Annotated in this window: 21 protein-coding genes; 11 read left to right on the forward strand and 10 right to left on the reverse strand. The window is 62.1% G+C overall.

The features are described from left to right. Positions 1-107: 107 nt before the first annotated feature. The 3 genes from irr to nifH form a co-directional block, all read right to left on the reverse strand. Positions 108-611 (reverse strand): Fur family transcriptional regulator Irr, encoded by a 504-nt coding sequence (gene irr, locus QUH67_RS34300; RefSeq protein WP_300944476.1) that lies wholly within the window; start codon positions 609-611, stop codon positions 108-110. Next, positions 602-1,297, reverse strand: coding sequence for a nitrogen fixation protein NifQ (locus tag QUH67_RS34305; protein ID WP_300948276.1), 696 nt, complete (start codon positions 1,295-1,297; stop codon positions 602-604). Before QUH67_RS34305 ends, irr begins: the two co-directional genes overlap by 10 nt. Positions 1,298-1,510: 213 nt before the next feature. Then, positions 1,511-2,413, reverse strand: coding sequence for a nitrogenase iron protein (gene nifH / locus QUH67_RS34310; RefSeq protein ID WP_212422966.1), 903 nt, complete (start codon positions 2,411-2,413; stop codon positions 1,511-1,513). Between the two features lie 440 nt (positions 2,414-2,853). On the opposite strand from nifH, the gene QUH67_RS34315 reads away from it, so the two are divergent. The 4 genes from QUH67_RS34315 (at position 2,854) to QUH67_RS34330 (ending at position 6,168) form a co-directional block, all read left to right on the forward strand. Further along, entirely contained in the window at positions 2,854-3,288 is a 435-nt protein-coding gene (locus tag QUH67_RS34315) for a response regulator (protein ID WP_300944482.1), read from the forward strand. Positions 3,289-3,299: 11 nt separating this feature from the next. Beyond that, positions 3,300-3,737 carry an ArsC/Spx/MgsR family protein gene (locus QUH67_RS34320; protein ID WP_300944483.1) on the forward strand — a complete coding sequence of 146 codons (438 nt, stop codon included), beginning with the start codon at positions 3,300-3,302 and terminating at the stop codon, positions 3,735-3,737. Next, positions 3,734-5,380 carry a nitroreductase family protein gene (locus tag QUH67_RS34325; RefSeq protein ID WP_300944484.1) on the forward strand — a complete coding sequence of 549 codons (1,647 nt, stop codon included), beginning with the start codon at positions 3,734-3,736 and terminating at the stop codon, positions 5,378-5,380. The genes QUH67_RS34320 and QUH67_RS34325 overlap by 4 nt, the downstream gene beginning before the upstream one ends. Before the next feature lie 71 nt (positions 5,381-5,451). Then, positions 5,452-6,168, forward strand: a complete 717-nt coding sequence (locus tag QUH67_RS34330) for an ankyrin repeat domain-containing protein (RefSeq protein WP_300944485.1) — start codon at positions 5,452-5,454, stop codon at positions 6,166-6,168. On the opposite strand, the gene QUH67_RS34335 is transcribed toward QUH67_RS34330, so the two are convergent. The 3 genes from QUH67_RS34335 to QUH67_RS34345 are packed head-to-tail and all read right to left on the reverse strand — an operon-like array spanning position 6,146 to position 7,132. Next, the gene (locus tag QUH67_RS34335) at positions 6,146-6,511 is read right to left on the reverse strand and encodes a (2Fe-2S) ferredoxin domain-containing protein (protein WP_300944487.1); all 366 of its coding nucleotides are present in this window, start codon (positions 6,509-6,511) and stop codon (positions 6,146-6,148) included. The genes QUH67_RS34330 and QUH67_RS34335 overlap by 23 nt on opposite strands. Continuing rightward, positions 6,508-6,843: a Grx4 family monothiol glutaredoxin gene (gene grxD, locus QUH67_RS34340; RefSeq protein ID WP_407080385.1), complete on the reverse strand. Its 336-nt coding sequence runs from the start codon at positions 6,841-6,843 to the stop codon at positions 6,508-6,510. The genes QUH67_RS34335 and grxD overlap by 4 nt, the downstream gene beginning before the upstream one ends. 55 nt (positions 6,844-6,898) lie before the next feature. Beyond that, positions 6,899-7,132: a BolA family transcriptional regulator gene (locus QUH67_RS34345; RefSeq protein ID WP_300948278.1), complete on the reverse strand. Its 234-nt coding sequence runs from the start codon at positions 7,130-7,132 to the stop codon at positions 6,899-6,901. Positions 7,133-7,484: 352 nt separating this feature from the next. Between QUH67_RS34345 and QUH67_RS34350 the strand changes: the two genes are divergently transcribed. The 7 genes from QUH67_RS34350 to QUH67_RS34380 all read left to right on the forward strand — a co-directional run bounded on the left by QUH67_RS34350 (position 7,485) and on the right by QUH67_RS34380 (position 11,130). After that, complete coding sequence (locus QUH67_RS34350; RefSeq protein WP_300944489.1) at positions 7,485-8,333, forward strand: xanthine dehydrogenase; 849 nt, start codon at positions 7,485-7,487, stop codon at positions 8,331-8,333. A gap of 38 nt (positions 8,334-8,371) precedes the next feature. Next, a complete protein-coding gene (locus QUH67_RS34355; RefSeq protein ID WP_300944491.1) occupies positions 8,372-8,851 on the forward strand; it encodes a hypothetical protein in 480 nt (159 codons plus the stop codon). Positions 8,852-8,959: 108 nt separating this feature from the next. Then, on the forward strand, positions 8,960-9,313 hold the full coding sequence (locus tag QUH67_RS34360; RefSeq protein WP_300948279.1) for a DUF59 domain-containing protein: 354 nt from the start codon (positions 8,960-8,962) through the stop codon (positions 9,311-9,313). 41 nt (positions 9,314-9,354) lie between these two features. After that, positions 9,355-10,125, forward strand: coding sequence for a dienelactone hydrolase family protein (locus QUH67_RS34365; RefSeq protein ID WP_300944493.1), 771 nt, complete (start codon positions 9,355-9,357; stop codon positions 10,123-10,125). A gap of 96 nt (positions 10,126-10,221) precedes the next feature. After that, positions 10,222-10,551 (forward strand): hypothetical protein, encoded by a 330-nt coding sequence (locus QUH67_RS34370; RefSeq protein WP_300944495.1) that lies wholly within the window; start codon positions 10,222-10,224, stop codon positions 10,549-10,551. A gap of 63 nt (positions 10,552-10,614) precedes the next feature. Further along, positions 10,615-10,860: a hypothetical protein gene (locus tag QUH67_RS34375; protein ID WP_300944497.1), complete on the forward strand. Its 246-nt coding sequence runs from the start codon at positions 10,615-10,617 to the stop codon at positions 10,858-10,860. 30 nt (positions 10,861-10,890) lie between these two features. Continuing rightward, positions 10,891-11,130 (forward strand): hypothetical protein, encoded by a 240-nt coding sequence (locus tag QUH67_RS34380; RefSeq protein ID WP_300944499.1) that lies wholly within the window; start codon positions 10,891-10,893, stop codon positions 11,128-11,130. Between the two features lie 42 nt (positions 11,131-11,172). Here QUH67_RS34380 and QUH67_RS34385 read toward each other — a convergent pair whose 3' ends face one another. Genes QUH67_RS34385 through QUH67_RS34400 form a run of 4 tightly spaced genes read right to left on the reverse strand, consistent with a single transcriptional unit; the run spans position 11,173 to position 12,632 of the window. Further along, complete coding sequence (locus QUH67_RS34385; RefSeq protein ID WP_300944501.1) at positions 11,173-11,601, reverse strand: group II truncated hemoglobin; 429 nt, start codon at positions 11,599-11,601, stop codon at positions 11,173-11,175. A gap of 48 nt (positions 11,602-11,649) precedes the next feature. After that, positions 11,650-11,817 (reverse strand): hypothetical protein, encoded by a 168-nt coding sequence (locus QUH67_RS34390; protein WP_212422978.1) that lies wholly within the window; start codon positions 11,815-11,817, stop codon positions 11,650-11,652. Next, positions 11,814-12,146, reverse strand: coding sequence for a DUF6156 family protein (locus tag QUH67_RS34395; RefSeq protein ID WP_300944504.1), 333 nt, complete (start codon positions 12,144-12,146; stop codon positions 11,814-11,816). Before QUH67_RS34395 ends, QUH67_RS34390 begins: the two co-directional genes overlap by 4 nt. 36 nt (positions 12,147-12,182) lie before the next feature. Then, positions 12,183-12,632: a Rieske (2Fe-2S) protein gene (locus tag QUH67_RS34400; RefSeq protein WP_300944506.1), complete on the reverse strand. Its 450-nt coding sequence runs from the start codon at positions 12,630-12,632 to the stop codon at positions 12,183-12,185. Positions 12,633-12,644 lie beyond the last annotated feature (12 nt).

Below are 12,644 nucleotides of genomic sequence, written 5' to 3' on the forward strand. Positions count from 1 at the left end.
CCAGCGGCCGCCCCTCGCGTAGCTTATTGTAATTATGAAGCTTTCTTTGGTTTTGCGGATTGTCGCGATCCCGACAGCGTCGCAAATGCGACGCGCGATCAGGATTTTCAAACCTGCTTTCGGCGCAGATGGACAACGACGTCGACCCTCGAAATCTCGTAGCCCGGCAGCGGCTGCGGCAGCTGCTCGATCTCGACACCCGGCTCCGGCACGTCGAGCAGCCTGTCTTCGTGATCGACGTAAAAGTGGTGATGGGTCGTCGGGTTGGTATCGAAAAATGATTTCGATCCGTCGACACCGATCTGACGCAGCAGTCCGACGCCGGTGAGCTGCTTCAAGTTGTTGTATACCGTTGCCATCGATACCTGCAGATCAGCCTCGACCGCTTCGGCGTGAAGCATCTCAGCGGTGATGTGGCGCCCACCTTTGCCAAACAGAATGGCACCCAACATCATACGCTGGCGCGTCGGCCGCAGGCCGGCCCCGCGGAATAAACCGACACAGTCGTGTTCGCTGGCTTCCATCGCGGGTTTGGGCCGAACTTGCCTCCCTGCGTCGACAAATGGTTGCGGCCGATTGTCGATCCGTGGCGCTTTTGTCGTCATATCCATGCGTGCTGCTCCGCTGGCCAGGCGGGAGGCGCAGCTTCAAACGAACTGGCCAGCATGACCTCACGACGCCGGCCCGCCATCCGGCTCTCGCCGCTCTCGTCGCCGAAGCAGAGATCAAAGTCTTTGCATTCGGTGCAAACCGGGGTCGTACACATCACGAAGCCGTCGGACTCGCAGAGCGCCCGGTAAAAGAACCGCTTCCATTTCATGTTCTGCGTGTTCTTGGTGGCAATAGGAGCGAAGTGCCGGAACAGCAGGCGGGTCAATTCGGGGCGTTCGCGCAGGCCGAGATCTTCCCAAAGATGGTTCGGCTCCATCGCGCGTCGGGCGATCATCCCGGCAAGCCAGCGGCTGGTCTCGCTTTCGGTCGAGCGGTGCGCCAGCAGAAGATCGCGCACCATCGCGGTCTCGTCATCTTCCGCCCCGTGGGCATCCCTTCCCGCCAGCCCAAGGCCACAGGCTGCCGGAAACCAGTGCGCCATCAGACTGGCAAGATCCGCCGCCGTGAGCCCGGTTCGCTCGGCGATTGCACCATTCTCCATCGCGGCTACCGCCAGGATCGAGGCCAGCACATGCCGGTCGAAACTGAAATCATCGTCGATGACGGCGTCTGCCGGATGACAACCTGTCAGTATCCGGTAGGCCGCAACGCCGACCTCGCATTGTCGGTCACGCGGCGCATTCACCTGCTCCGGTGCGGGAAACGCCGGTGGCGCGTCGATCGTCGGTTCAAACGGTGGCGCTGCTAACACTGGCCGCTCCAAAGCCGATGGTCCTGCCCTTGCTTTCCTGCGTGTCACCGCCCGTGCGCGAATTCCGATCGCATCTCATTGAAGCGGATGCGGTTGGTAGAACCCGGCCCCTCCGCGGAGGGGCCGGGTCGTGTCGAACGAAGAGCCTCAGGCCGCGGCGATCGCCGCTTCGGCGGCGAGTTCGGCGGCGGTCTTGCCGACGATGGCCTCGTCGACCGGCTTCATGATGCCGTGCTCCATCAGCATGTCTTCGAGTTCGTCCATGGTGATCGGCGTCGGGATGATGCCTTTGCCGCCATTGTTGTGGATCTTCTCGGCGAGGCTGCGGTAGTGACCGGCCTGCACCGAATCCGGCGCGTATTCCAGCACCGTCATGCGGCGCAGCTCGGCGTGCTGCACGATGTTGTCGCGCGGCACGAAGTAGATCAGCTGGGTGCCGAGCTTCTTGGCCATGGCTTCGGCCAGCTCGAGTTCCTTGTCGGTCTGGCGCTCGTTGCAGACCAGGCCGCCGAGGCGCACGCCGCCGGAATTGGCGTATTTCAGAATGCCCTTGGAGATGTTGTTGGCGGCGTACATCGCCATCATCTCACCCGACATCACGATGTAGATTTCCTGCGCCTTGTTCTCGCGGATCGGCATCGCAAAGCCGCCGCAGACGACGTCGCCGAGCACGTCGTAGGAGACGTAGTCGATGTCTTCATAGGCGCCGTTTTCCTCGAGGAAATTGATCGAGGTGATGACGCCGCGGCCGGCGCAGCCGACGCCCGGCTCCGGACCGCCGGACTCCACGCAGCGGATGTCGCGATAGCCGACCTTCATGACCTCTTCGATCTCGAGGTCTTCGACGCTGCCGGCGGCCGCCGCCAGGCTGAGGATCGTGTCCTGCGCCTTGGCGTGCAGGATCAGGCGGGTCGAGTCCGCCTTGGGATCGCAGCCGACGATCAGGATCTTGTGACCCATCTCGGCCAGCGCCGCGAGCGTATTCTGCGAGGTCGTCGACTTGCCGATGCCGCCTTTGCCGTAAAACGCGATCTGTCGTAGTGCAGCCATTTTGTTCTCCATGAACCGATTGACAATGAATCCGTGCGTCCACGCCGGACTCGCTTCTGTTACCGAACCGGGCACATGGGTTACGGGAAGGAGCGCATCGCTCGTCAGGCGTCTGCGTGCACTCAGCCCTCACTCCTTGTTCCGTCCACTCAATAGCAACCGCCGTGCCACTCGACTAAGTGGATGATTCAGCTTCCAAAACACGCGACTTGCGGAGAACAGCACGATGTTTTGAACCTGACAGCGACGCCCCGGCTGTAAGGCGCCTGTTCGAAATCGGACAAGAATGAAAGCTGCCCGCACGCCCGGCGGCTTCGCCTTCGCTCCATATGCCGGTGCTGTCCGCGCAAACTCTCACGCAGATCCTGCGGAATGGAAATTGCTAGCAGTCCTGTCGGGCCGCACGGCGAGACATGGCTTGCAATCCACAGGAGGCTAGAATGCAGATCGGCGTTGAAACATCGAAGGCGGTTGACCAGCGGCGGGTGTTCGTCATCGACGAGGACGAGATCACGCGCGCCGCGTTGCAGTTCATGCTGCATGACGAAATCGAGACCCACGAACTGGCGAGTCCGGAAGAGGCTTATGAAAAAGGCATCGGCTGGCTCAAGCCCGATGTCGTGCTGCTCGGCGTCTCCTTCCTGCAGCAGAGGGGCGCCGCGCTGATCGGCGAATTACTGACAAGATTCCAGGGCGTGCGCATTCTCATTGTCTGCGACAAGTCCCAGGAAGCCACCGCCGTGGACGGCTTGAAGGCCGGCGCGCACGGCGCCCTGGTCAAGCCGCTCACGCTGGAGGCGGTTCGCAAGAAGGTCGATACCATCCTTGGCCGGGACGGCGCCGCACCGTTGGTCCAACTCAGCCTTCTCGCATAGGTTCAGCTGTCGTGGCGACGATCCTGTTCTACGAGAAGCCCGGGTGTGCGACGAATGCCCGCCAAAAGCGGATGCTCGAGGCCGCGGGCCACACCGTCATCGCCAAAAGCCTGCTCGCAGAACCATGGTCCGCCGAAGCATTGCGCGGATTCTTCGGGTCGACGCCGGTGGCCACGTGGTTCAATCCGGCGGCGCCGCGCATCAAGTCCGGCGAGATCGCACCTGGAGAACTTGATGCCGCGAGCGCCATCGCGTTGATGCTCAGCGATCCCCTGCTGATCCGGCGCCCGCTCGTGGAAGCGGACGGGCAGCGATGCGCGGGCTTCGACCGCGAGCCCGTCATTTCCTTGCTGGGGAATTCCCTGGGCCAGAACGTCGAAGCCTGCAGCCGGCCGGAAGCGACACCCTGTCCGGCCCCTCATCCGCAGCCGGCTTCTCCATCGCCATGAACGTCGCGGCAACACCGGCCTTGAGCGCCGCAGAAATCGTGTTCGCCTATCATGCGCGGACAAAGCACAGTCTCAAGCGTTATGCCGCCGGTCCGGAAACGCTCGATTGGGATACGCAGCCCAACCCGTTCCGCGAATTCGCCGGCTGTGCGCGAACCGACCTCGCACTCGGCGCTGAACGGCTGACGACAAGCTTTGCCGAAGCTTGCACGCCGGCCAGCGTCGGTCCGGCTGCCCTCACCATCGACTCCGTCGGCGCGCTGCTGGAGCTTTCCATGGGCCTCTCCGCCTGGAAAGAGTACGGGCCTGACCGCTGGGCGCTGCGCTGCAATCCATCGAGCGGCAATCTTCATCCCACTGAAGCCTACGTTATCTCCCGCAACGTGCCGGGCCTGGTCGACGGGCTGCATCATTATCTGAGCCGCGACCATGTCCTCGAACTGCGTTGCCGGAGCGGCCGCCGCGATGACGCACCGGCCCGGCTGTGGATCGGTCTTTCATCGGTACAATGGCGCGAAGCCTGGAAGTATGGCGAACGCGCCTTCCGCTATTGTCAGCTCGATGTCGGCCATGCCCTCGGCGCTTTCCGCTATGCCGCCGGCGCGCTGGGATGGCGCCCCACGCTGGTCGAGGATATCGGGAGCGCCGAACTCTCATCACTGATGGGCCTCGACCGCACCGAAGCTTTCTCCGGTGCCGAAGCGGAGGATGCTGAGCTTCTGATTGCGATCGAAGCTCCACCATCGAACCACGCGGTGGCGGAATACGGAGCGAGTGGCGTCAGGGATAGCAGCGAAGGCGATTGGATGGGGCGCGCGAATCTGCTCGATCCACGCCCGCTCTATCGCTGGCCTGTGATCGGGCAGGTGAGCGAGGCGACACAGGGTCGCGGCACCGGATCGCCATCCGACTTCCCGGACCATCCGCCGCTGTATCGGACGTCCGGAGTGCGCGCCACCGAAATCATTCTTGGCCGACGCAGCGCGCAGCGCTTCGACAGCAAATTCGCAATGAGCGCCGACGTCTTCCATCGTCTGCTGGATACGCTGCTCGATCGGCCGACCGCCCCTTGGGACGTCTGGAACTTTGCGCCACGCGTCCATCCGATCTTCTTCGTCCATCGGGTGGAAGGGCTCGAGCCTGGAGTCTATGCGTTACCGCGGCACCCGGCGGCGGCGCACGCTCTCCGCGAGCAACTCCGCCGCGATTTCGAGTGGACGACGCCAGCCGGGACGCCGGCGCATCTTCCCTTCGTCCGGCTGCTACGAACGGATTGCCGCGTCGTCGCCCGGACCATGAACTGCCACCAGGCAATTGCGAGCGACAGCTGCTTTGCGCTCAGCATGCTCTGCGAATTCGAACCCGTTGTTCGCGCCAGCGCTTGGCGCTATCGGCAACTGCATTGGGAAGCCGGACTTCTGGGACACGTTCTCTATCTGGAGGCCGAAGCCGCCGGGCTCCGCGGCACCGGCATCGGTTGCTATTTCGACGACGCCCTTCACGAGATCCTCGGAATCGCCGGCACGCAGTTTCAGGCGCTCTATCATTTCACCGTCGGACGCGCCCTGACGGACGACCGAATTTCGACTTTACCTGCCTATCCGGGCAGGCGAATGGAACCACCGAGGAACCCAACGGCATGAGACCGCGTACCCCGTTCCAGCGCATCGATGTCCGGAAGGCCGAGAACCTGCTCTCGCGCGCCGATCTCCTCGTGCTCGACGCCCGCGACGTCGGCGCCTTTGAAAAGTCGCATCTCACCGACGCGCAGCGCGTTTCGTCGCAAAACCTGTCCGCTCTTCTTAACGCAACAACCAGAACTCGGCCGATCCTGATCTACTGCTATCACGGCAATGCCAGCCGCGAATATGCGCAGATATTCTCCGATTTCGGTTTCTCCGAGGTCTACAGCCTCGACGGCGGATATGAAGCCTGGCGCGCCGGGCCGCCGGCGGATGATCGCATGGCAATCGACGCCGAATTGCGGCAATGGCTGGTCACACAGCACTTCGCTCCGGCCGACGTCAATGCCGTAGTCGCCAATGCTACGACACCGCTGATGATGGCCTCCCACCATGGCGATGGCGAGATCGTTCGCCTGCTGATCGCGGCGGGCGGGCGGGTAAATGCACGAAACGCCGATGGCAACAACGCGCTGTGGTTCGCCTGTGTCGGCGAGCATCCCGATGTGATCGACATGCTGGTCGAAGCCGGGATCGACATCGACAATGGAAATCACGATGGCGCGACACCGCTGATGTACGCTGCCTCGTCTGGCAAGGCCGCAATCGTCGCGCGTCTGCTTGCCAGGGGGGCCGACGCCTCCCTGGAGACGCCGGACGGTTTCTCGGCGCTTGACCTTGCACAGACCGTCGAGTGCCTCAAGCTTCTTCACCCGAGGCAACGCATCAGCGCCGCGTCAGAACCATGACCAGGCGATCCACGCGCCTGCCCTGCTTGAAGTGCTGTTCGACGATCTCGTCGATATCCTCCGGATTGGCTGGCCGATACCAGACGCCTTCGGGATAGATGACCATCAGCGGACCCGCCTTGCAGAAGCCGAGGCAGCCCGAGGCCGTGAACCCGACCTCGGCCAGCCCTTCCTTCTCGATCAACTTGCCAAGCCGGTCCCACAGCGGCTGAGCCCCGACCGCGCCGCAGCTTCCGCGCGGATGGCCCGGTGGACGCTGCGTATGGCAGGCAAAGACATGATGCTTGTAGACCTGTGGAAGCTCGAAGCTGGATGCGTCCGCGATGTCAGCCGTGTCGGTCATGGCTTGGCCGTCGCAATGCCCTTGTCGCTCAGCAACGCCGTGAGCTCGCCGGCCTGAAACATTTCCCGCACAATGTCAGCCCCGCCCAGGAATTCTCCCTTGACATAGAGCTGCGGGATCGTCGGCCAGTTCGAGAACGTCTTGATGCCTTCCCGAATTTGCGGATCGGAAAGCACGTCGACGCTTTTGAACGGCACCGCGAGGCTGGAGAGAATCTGCACCACGGATTTCGAAAACCCGCACTGCGGCGCGGCCGGGACACCCTTCATGAACAGCACGACGTCGCTGCTTGCGATCACATCCTTGATACGCTCGGCCGTTGAACTCATCATGTGTTTCTCCTCGATGATTCGTTATGCACGTTCCGCCGGATGCCGATGACACCCATTATTTTGGCACCGCAGTTTCAAGCGCGAGTGCATGGAGAGCTCCCCCCATCTGCCCCTGCAATGCCGCGTAGACCATCTGGTGCTGCTGGATCCTGCTCTTGCCCACGAAGGCCGCGGAAGTGACGCGGGCGCCGTAATGATCGCCGTCTCCCGCGAGGTCGACGACGACGACCTGCGCATCCGGGAAGGCCTGCTTGATGAAACGCTCGATGTCCGGTCCGGCCATTGCCATCGTATTCTCTCCTGCTGTGACGATCGATTCCATGCAAAGTCCAAACCACTCACACGGGCGCACCGGGATTCCCATCTTCGCAACCACAGCGCCGGAATAGATATCCAACTTCACGTTATGAAGAGACGGGCGGACTACGCGATGTCGGGTTTGCGACATACCAAAGCCGGCGCTGTTACAGACATGACGCACGTCGCCACGTGTTGAACACGCCCGGTCCGCGATACCAGGCCGGAATTCGTCACTTGGTCGACTATAGCGGCTTTGTATCTCTTCTATTCTTGCCCCGGTCTCCCCGGCCCGGCTCTTGCTTCAGGTGCGGCACCTGAAGGCAGCCATGAGAGCTCAAGGCATGCGGTTTGACACCCTTGATCGATTCGCAGTGATCCTCGGCACCAACGAGACTGCCTCGGCCGTCGCGGTCCTGCTTTGTCGCAAAGGCTACGGCGTCGTGCTGTCGCATGATCCGCTGCCGCCCGTGATCCGGCGGAAAATGGCTTTTCACGACGCCCTTTTCGAAGATGATGTCAGCGTTGCCGGCATTGCGGCGCAGCGTGCCGACACCGGTGCGGCAATTCGCACGAACCTCGGCCGGGCTCCCGGCGTGATCGTCACCGAACTTGGACTGCTCGATCTCATCGTGCTTCGCAGCCTCGACATTCTGATCGACGCACGGATGCAGAAATATCTCGCCACTCCCGATTTGCGTCGCCTCGCCCGATTGACGATCGGCCTCGGCCCCGGCTTTTGCGGCGGCGCCAATTGCGACGTCGCCATCGAAACGCGGCCGGACAAGGCGGGACAAATCATCCGGCATGGAGCGGCCGAGCCGCCCAATGGCGTTTCGCGCCGCCTTGGAAGCCATTGGGAAGAGCGCTTCGTCCGTTCGAAATTCTCCGGCCCATGGAAGACGGCGATCGAGATCGGTACGCGTGTTTTCAAGGATTACGTCGTCGGCCATCTCGGAAATGAACCGGTGCGCGCGCCCTTCGACGGGATATTGCGAGGGATCGTTCGCGACGGGACCGAAGTACCCGGGGGCGTCAAGCTTCTTGAAATCGATTCCCGCGGACGCAAGGCAAACTGGACCGGCATCGACAGCCGCGACCAGATCATCGCCAGCGCCGTGGCAACGGCCATCTCGGTTCACACGGCAAAGCCTTCCGAAAAATCCGGACAGGCGCTCCACCTCGTCAAGTGAACCTTTAGCGAGGCGCGTCGAATAACCCCGGGCATCCCATGACCGAGCTGTTGGCAGAACGCGATACGATAAATTTTGGAGATCTCCCCGAGGAGATCGACGCGCTGCTGCAGCAGGGCGTCGCGGTCTATCGTCAGGATCATGCACAGGCGGACCGTCTGTTCCGGCGAGCGCTGGCAGCGGCGCCGGCGCAGCTTCCGATCTATTTTTGCCTGTACAAGATTCATACCTACCAAGGCCATCTCGACGAAGCGAAAGCTGCCGCCGAGAGCGGGCTGAGCGAAGCCGCGAGCCAGGCAGGCTGGAATGCAGACTGGCGGCAATGGCAGCCGCAGCCTGTGATTCCTGACGGCCCAGGCCGTTTTGCGCTCTACACGTTGAAGGCGCTCGCTTTCATCCATCTGCGGCGGGACGAGCAGCATCAAGCCAACCAGATGCTCGCCGCGTTACGCCGCCTCGATCCCACGGGTGCCGTCGGGTGGCCGGTCGTCGCGGCGCTCGCCGAGGGCGTCGGTTGAGAAGCGGCCTGTGGCATCGACCTTGCAGAGAATGATTCTGCAGAGAGTGAGATGACGCGATGGTAGCAGGACGGAGGCGTACCGATGACCGTGTCGCATGATCGCGGGATGGATGTTGCCTCACCGACACTCGCGGCCGGCGATGGACAGTCGGCCGAAGGCGACCTGACCGAGCGCATCATCGCGGCGCTGCGGACGGTGCATGATCCCGAAATTCCGGTAAACATCTACGATCTCGGATTGATCTACCGTATCGCACCGAAGCAAACAGGCTTCGTCGAAATCGACATGACACTCACGGCGCCCGGCTGTCCCGTGGCCGGCGAAATGCTGAAATGGGTCGAGACGGCTGTCAGCGGCGTCGAAGGCATCAGCAGCGTGGATGTCCGCCTTGTGTTCGATCCGCCCTGGGACAAGTCGCGGATGTCGGAGGACGTGCAATTGGAATTAGGCCTGATCTGAAATCCGCTGTTACGGCAACAGAACCGAGAAACGAGGATACTATGATCGAGCTGACAGCCGGGGATGGACACAAGTTTTCCGCCTATCGCGCCGACCCGGACGGCACGCCCAAAGGCGCGGTCGTCGTCGTGCAGGATTTCTTCGGCATCAATCCGCAGATCCGAAAACTCGCGGACCAATTCGCCGCGAAGGGATATGTGGCCATCGCACCTTCACTTTTCGACTCCGTGAAAACGGACGTCACGCTGGACTACGATGATAGCGGCCTTGCCGAGGGAGTTGAGCTGACACAGCAGGTCGGAACCGAGCGTGCGATCGGTGACATTCAGGGGGCGGTCGATGCCGTCAAAGGCGCGGGCAAGGTAACGGTCATCGGGTATGGTTGGGGCGGATACCTGGCCTATCTCGCCGCCAACCGCGTCAATGGCGTCGCCTGTGCCGTTGGATATTACGGTGATGGAATCGTCGACGACTACCGTGAAAAACGCAAGGTGCCGACCTTGCTGCACTTCGGCGAAGACGATCGGCGGATTCCCTTTGAGGAGGTCGGCCAGTTCCGATCCCACCGGCCGGACGTCAGCGCGTTTTCCTATCCAGGCGCGTCGCATGCGTTCAACTGTGACGACCGGGACAGCTATCATGACGAGGCGGCCAAATCAGCGCTGGAGCGAACGCTGTTATGGATTTCCCAATATGTCGAGGGGCAGCCCCCGATCGCCCTTAAGAATGCGGGCGCCTACGCCCAGGCCAAGGTCGAGAAGAAGAAGAAAAAGAAAGAGGGTGCTGACGACCTCGGACCGCCGATGGCGTGATGGGACGGCAATGCCAAGTGAAGCGCTGACACATCGCTGCGACGGCGACCGCTCCCGGATCGTCGATCAGCGGACAGCCGTTGTGCAGGGAATGCGATGAGCGTCATCGAGCACGATTTTGGCAGTGAGGAGCGCAGGGCGGCTCGACGCCTGCGGACGCTGCTGGAGCTGGGCGCCTTGCACGAGGCTAACATTCGCAGCAATCCGCTGCCCTACCTGGAGCGGGCGAGCGAGCGAATCTTCCAGCTCGAGAAAATCCTGTTCGAGGCCGTTGAAGCGGCGACATCCCAATCGTCGCCGCCCATCTCATCCGAAATGATCCGCGTGAGCAAGGCGGAGTACGATCGCTATCTCGCCTGTCTTGCAATCATCGAGAACGGATTGGCCAGGCTCGTCTCGGATGCCGGAGATCCGCAATCTGCGTGAAGCAGCTGTATTGGTGACGATTCCGATCGCGGCAAATACAACCAAGAAGAGGAGAGCCTTTCGATGTCGATAGCAGCGGGCTTCTTTGTCGACTGGGACGGCAATGCGCGCTCAACGCTCGATCCGGGCAGCGGCTATCTTTGCGAGACCGATCCGGTGGCGCGCTACGTGGCCGTCACCACGAAGGGCGGCACATTGGTGCACGAGGGCACGTTCTACAAGAGCGTCGCGGATATCGAAAAGGCCGGCATCAAGGCTTCGCTCGTTCCGGGCGATCATCCCTGGGGCCGCCGGGAAGACGGATTTTAGCGATCGGAGACGACGGAAAGGAGAAAAGAGATGCTTCCAACCACCATTGTGATCGACGAGGCGCCGCGGTGCGTCGTGCGCCCGACCGACACCAAGGACCTCAATCGCTTCATCCGCAATGGCAAAGCCTATCTGCTCGCCGACAACCCCGACGGCAAGATCACCCATCGCAGCGCGGACGACGTCGAAGCCGCCAGGTGGCGCAATGCGCTGGCGCTGCACAAAGCCTGGGGCGGCGCCGAAGAGGAGTTTTTCGGAACGCCGCTCTGATCGCGGCGAGAGACGGTGACCGCAGCCGTCCTGCTGTGCGCTTCAGGGACGCGCGGTCCCCGCATCGTGGGGATTGCCGGCCTGATTGCGCATCCAGTCGGCGAGCTTGGTCAGCGCAACGTCGAGCTCTTGCCGCGCGCCATCGTCGGCGACCGTCTCCGCGAGCGCGCCCCGCATGCAGAGCAGCCACGCGTCGCGCTCGGCATTGCCGATCGCAAATCCCATGTGCCGCTGCCGCAACCGCGGGTGGCCTTTTTCGGGAGAATAGAGCTTCGGTCCGCCCGTCCATTCGCTCAAATACCGCTTGAGGACGTTCTTGACCGACCCGAGATCCGGCGCATGCATGGTCCTGATCGTCCTGGCTTCGGGCAGCGTATCCATCTTTCCGTAAAACGCTTCCACCAGCCGATCGATCGTGACCGCCCCACCGATCCGTTCGAACATCGATACGCCCGTTGCGACCTCAGACATCTTTCACTCCGCGGGTGCCGCATCGTGCGGCGAAGATCGACCACAACGTCATTCGTCCATGCTCGGCAGCAGGATCACTTCAGCCGGCGCGCCCGCCCCTTGCTCCTCGATGAAATCGAGTCCGGCAACAAGCGACAACCCGCCACCGCTCTCCATCAGGACAACCGCGTCCTTCGGCATCTTCAGCAGCGCTTCCAGCAAGCCAGCGACCGTCATGAGCCTTCCTGTCCGGCAATTCCTGCCACCTTCATGGGACCCGCCGCATTGTCGAAGATCAATTCGGCCGGCTCTTCATCCAGCATCACGATTTCAGCACGCCTCAGGACACCGTTGTCGTGATATTCGTAGCGGTGCGACAATTCAACCTCGCCATAGACGACCTTGTCGAAGCCGCTCAACGTTCCGGCCTTGCTGAAATAGGCGCGAATGAAGGTATTTCGATGCGAGAGTCCCTCAGCCGGGATCGGGTTCACGAGGTTGAACGGCAACTTCACACCGCTGTAGGAGACGAAAAACCGACATTCCTGATTCACATCGCTCGTCATACAAGCCCCCCGATTGCGCGCATTGCCGGGCTTCCGTCAATCCGGATGGATCATGATTTCCATGGTGTCGTCGAGTTCATCGAACGGATTGGGCGTCCCGTCATCCTCGACCAGCGCAACGCCGCAGAGGCAGACGTCACCATCGACGACGGCGAGCGCGATCGGCTCCAGGCTCCGGTCCTTGCACGGTCCATCGATGCACAGCCCGGTATCGATCTCGAAGACGGAACCATGCCTGCCGCATTTCAGGAATGTCCGGTCCGGCGTGAAGAAGTTTCCTTCCCCGAAATTCAGCCAGATGCCTTCGTGCGGGCAGGAATTGACATACCCGACATAGCCGTTGGCGTGGGTCCGAACGATGACAATGGGGAACGGCCGGCTCTCCCCGGCGTCGTTGATACGCGACAGGCTGAAGGCCCGGGCGTCGCCCCGTTCGATGCTGTCGGCGGCGCAAACGGCGAAGACCTCAATTTTCGTTGACGACATCCCTTGACCCCG

Origin of the sequence: Bradyrhizobium roseum, from assembly GCF_030413175.1 — a bacterium.
GTDB lineage: Bacteria > Pseudomonadota > Alphaproteobacteria > Rhizobiales > Xanthobacteraceae > Bradyrhizobium > Bradyrhizobium roseum.

Coding starts and splice junctions, on each gene's coding strand:
- QUH67_RS34315 (WP_300944482.1), top strand. CDS start 2,854: ATGCAGATCGGCGTTGAAACATCGAAGGCGGTTGACCAGCGGCGGGTG.
- QUH67_RS34400 (WP_300944506.1), bottom strand. CDS start 12,632: ATGTCGTCAACGAAAATTGAGGTCTTCGCCGTTTGCGCCGCCGACAGC.
- QUH67_RS34325 (WP_300944484.1), top strand. CDS start 3,734: ATGAACGTCGCGGCAACACCGGCCTTGAGCGCCGCAGAAATCGTGTTC.
- QUH67_RS34370 (WP_300944495.1), top strand. CDS start 10,222: ATGAGCGTCATCGAGCACGATTTTGGCAGTGAGGAGCGCAGGGCGGCT.
- QUH67_RS34365 (WP_300944493.1), top strand. CDS start 9,355: ATGATCGAGCTGACAGCCGGGGATGGACACAAGTTTTCCGCCTATCGC.
- QUH67_RS34350 (WP_300944489.1), top strand. CDS start 7,485: ATGCGGTTTGACACCCTTGATCGATTCGCAGTGATCCTCGGCACCAAC.
- QUH67_RS34345 (WP_300948278.1), bottom strand. CDS start 7,132: ATGGCAATGGCCGGACCGGACATCGAGCGTTTCATCAAGCAGGCCTTC.
- QUH67_RS34390 (WP_212422978.1), bottom strand. CDS start 11,817: ATGACGGTCGCTGGCTTGCTGGAAGCGCTGCTGAAGATGCCGAAGGAC.
- QUH67_RS34385 (WP_300944501.1), bottom strand. CDS start 11,601: ATGTCTGAGGTCGCAACGGGCGTATCGATGTTCGAACGGATCGGTGGG.
- QUH67_RS34355 (WP_300944491.1), top strand. CDS start 8,372: ATGACCGAGCTGTTGGCAGAACGCGATACGATAAATTTTGGAGATCTC.
- QUH67_RS34335 (WP_300944487.1), bottom strand. CDS start 6,511: ATGACCGACACGGCTGACATCGCGGACGCATCCAGCTTCGAGCTTCCA.
- QUH67_RS34395 (WP_300944504.1), bottom strand. CDS start 12,146: ATGACGAGCGATGTGAATCAGGAATGTCGGTTTTTCGTCTCCTACAGC.
- irr (WP_300944476.1), bottom strand. CDS start 611: ATGGATATGACGACAAAAGCGCCACGGATCGACAATCGGCCGCAACCA.
- QUH67_RS34380 (WP_300944499.1), top strand. CDS start 10,891: ATGCTTCCAACCACCATTGTGATCGACGAGGCGCCGCGGTGCGTCGTG.
- QUH67_RS34375 (WP_300944497.1), top strand. CDS start 10,615: ATGTCGATAGCAGCGGGCTTCTTTGTCGACTGGGACGGCAATGCGCGC.
- nifH (WP_212422966.1), bottom strand. CDS start 2,413: ATGGCTGCACTACGACAGATCGCGTTTTACGGCAAAGGCGGCATCGGC.
- grxD (WP_407080385.1), bottom strand. CDS start 6,843: ATGATGAGTTCAACGGCCGAGCGTATCAAGGATGTGATCGCAAGCAGC.
- QUH67_RS34360 (WP_300948279.1), top strand. CDS start 8,960: ATGGATGTTGCCTCACCGACACTCGCGGCCGGCGATGGACAGTCGGCC.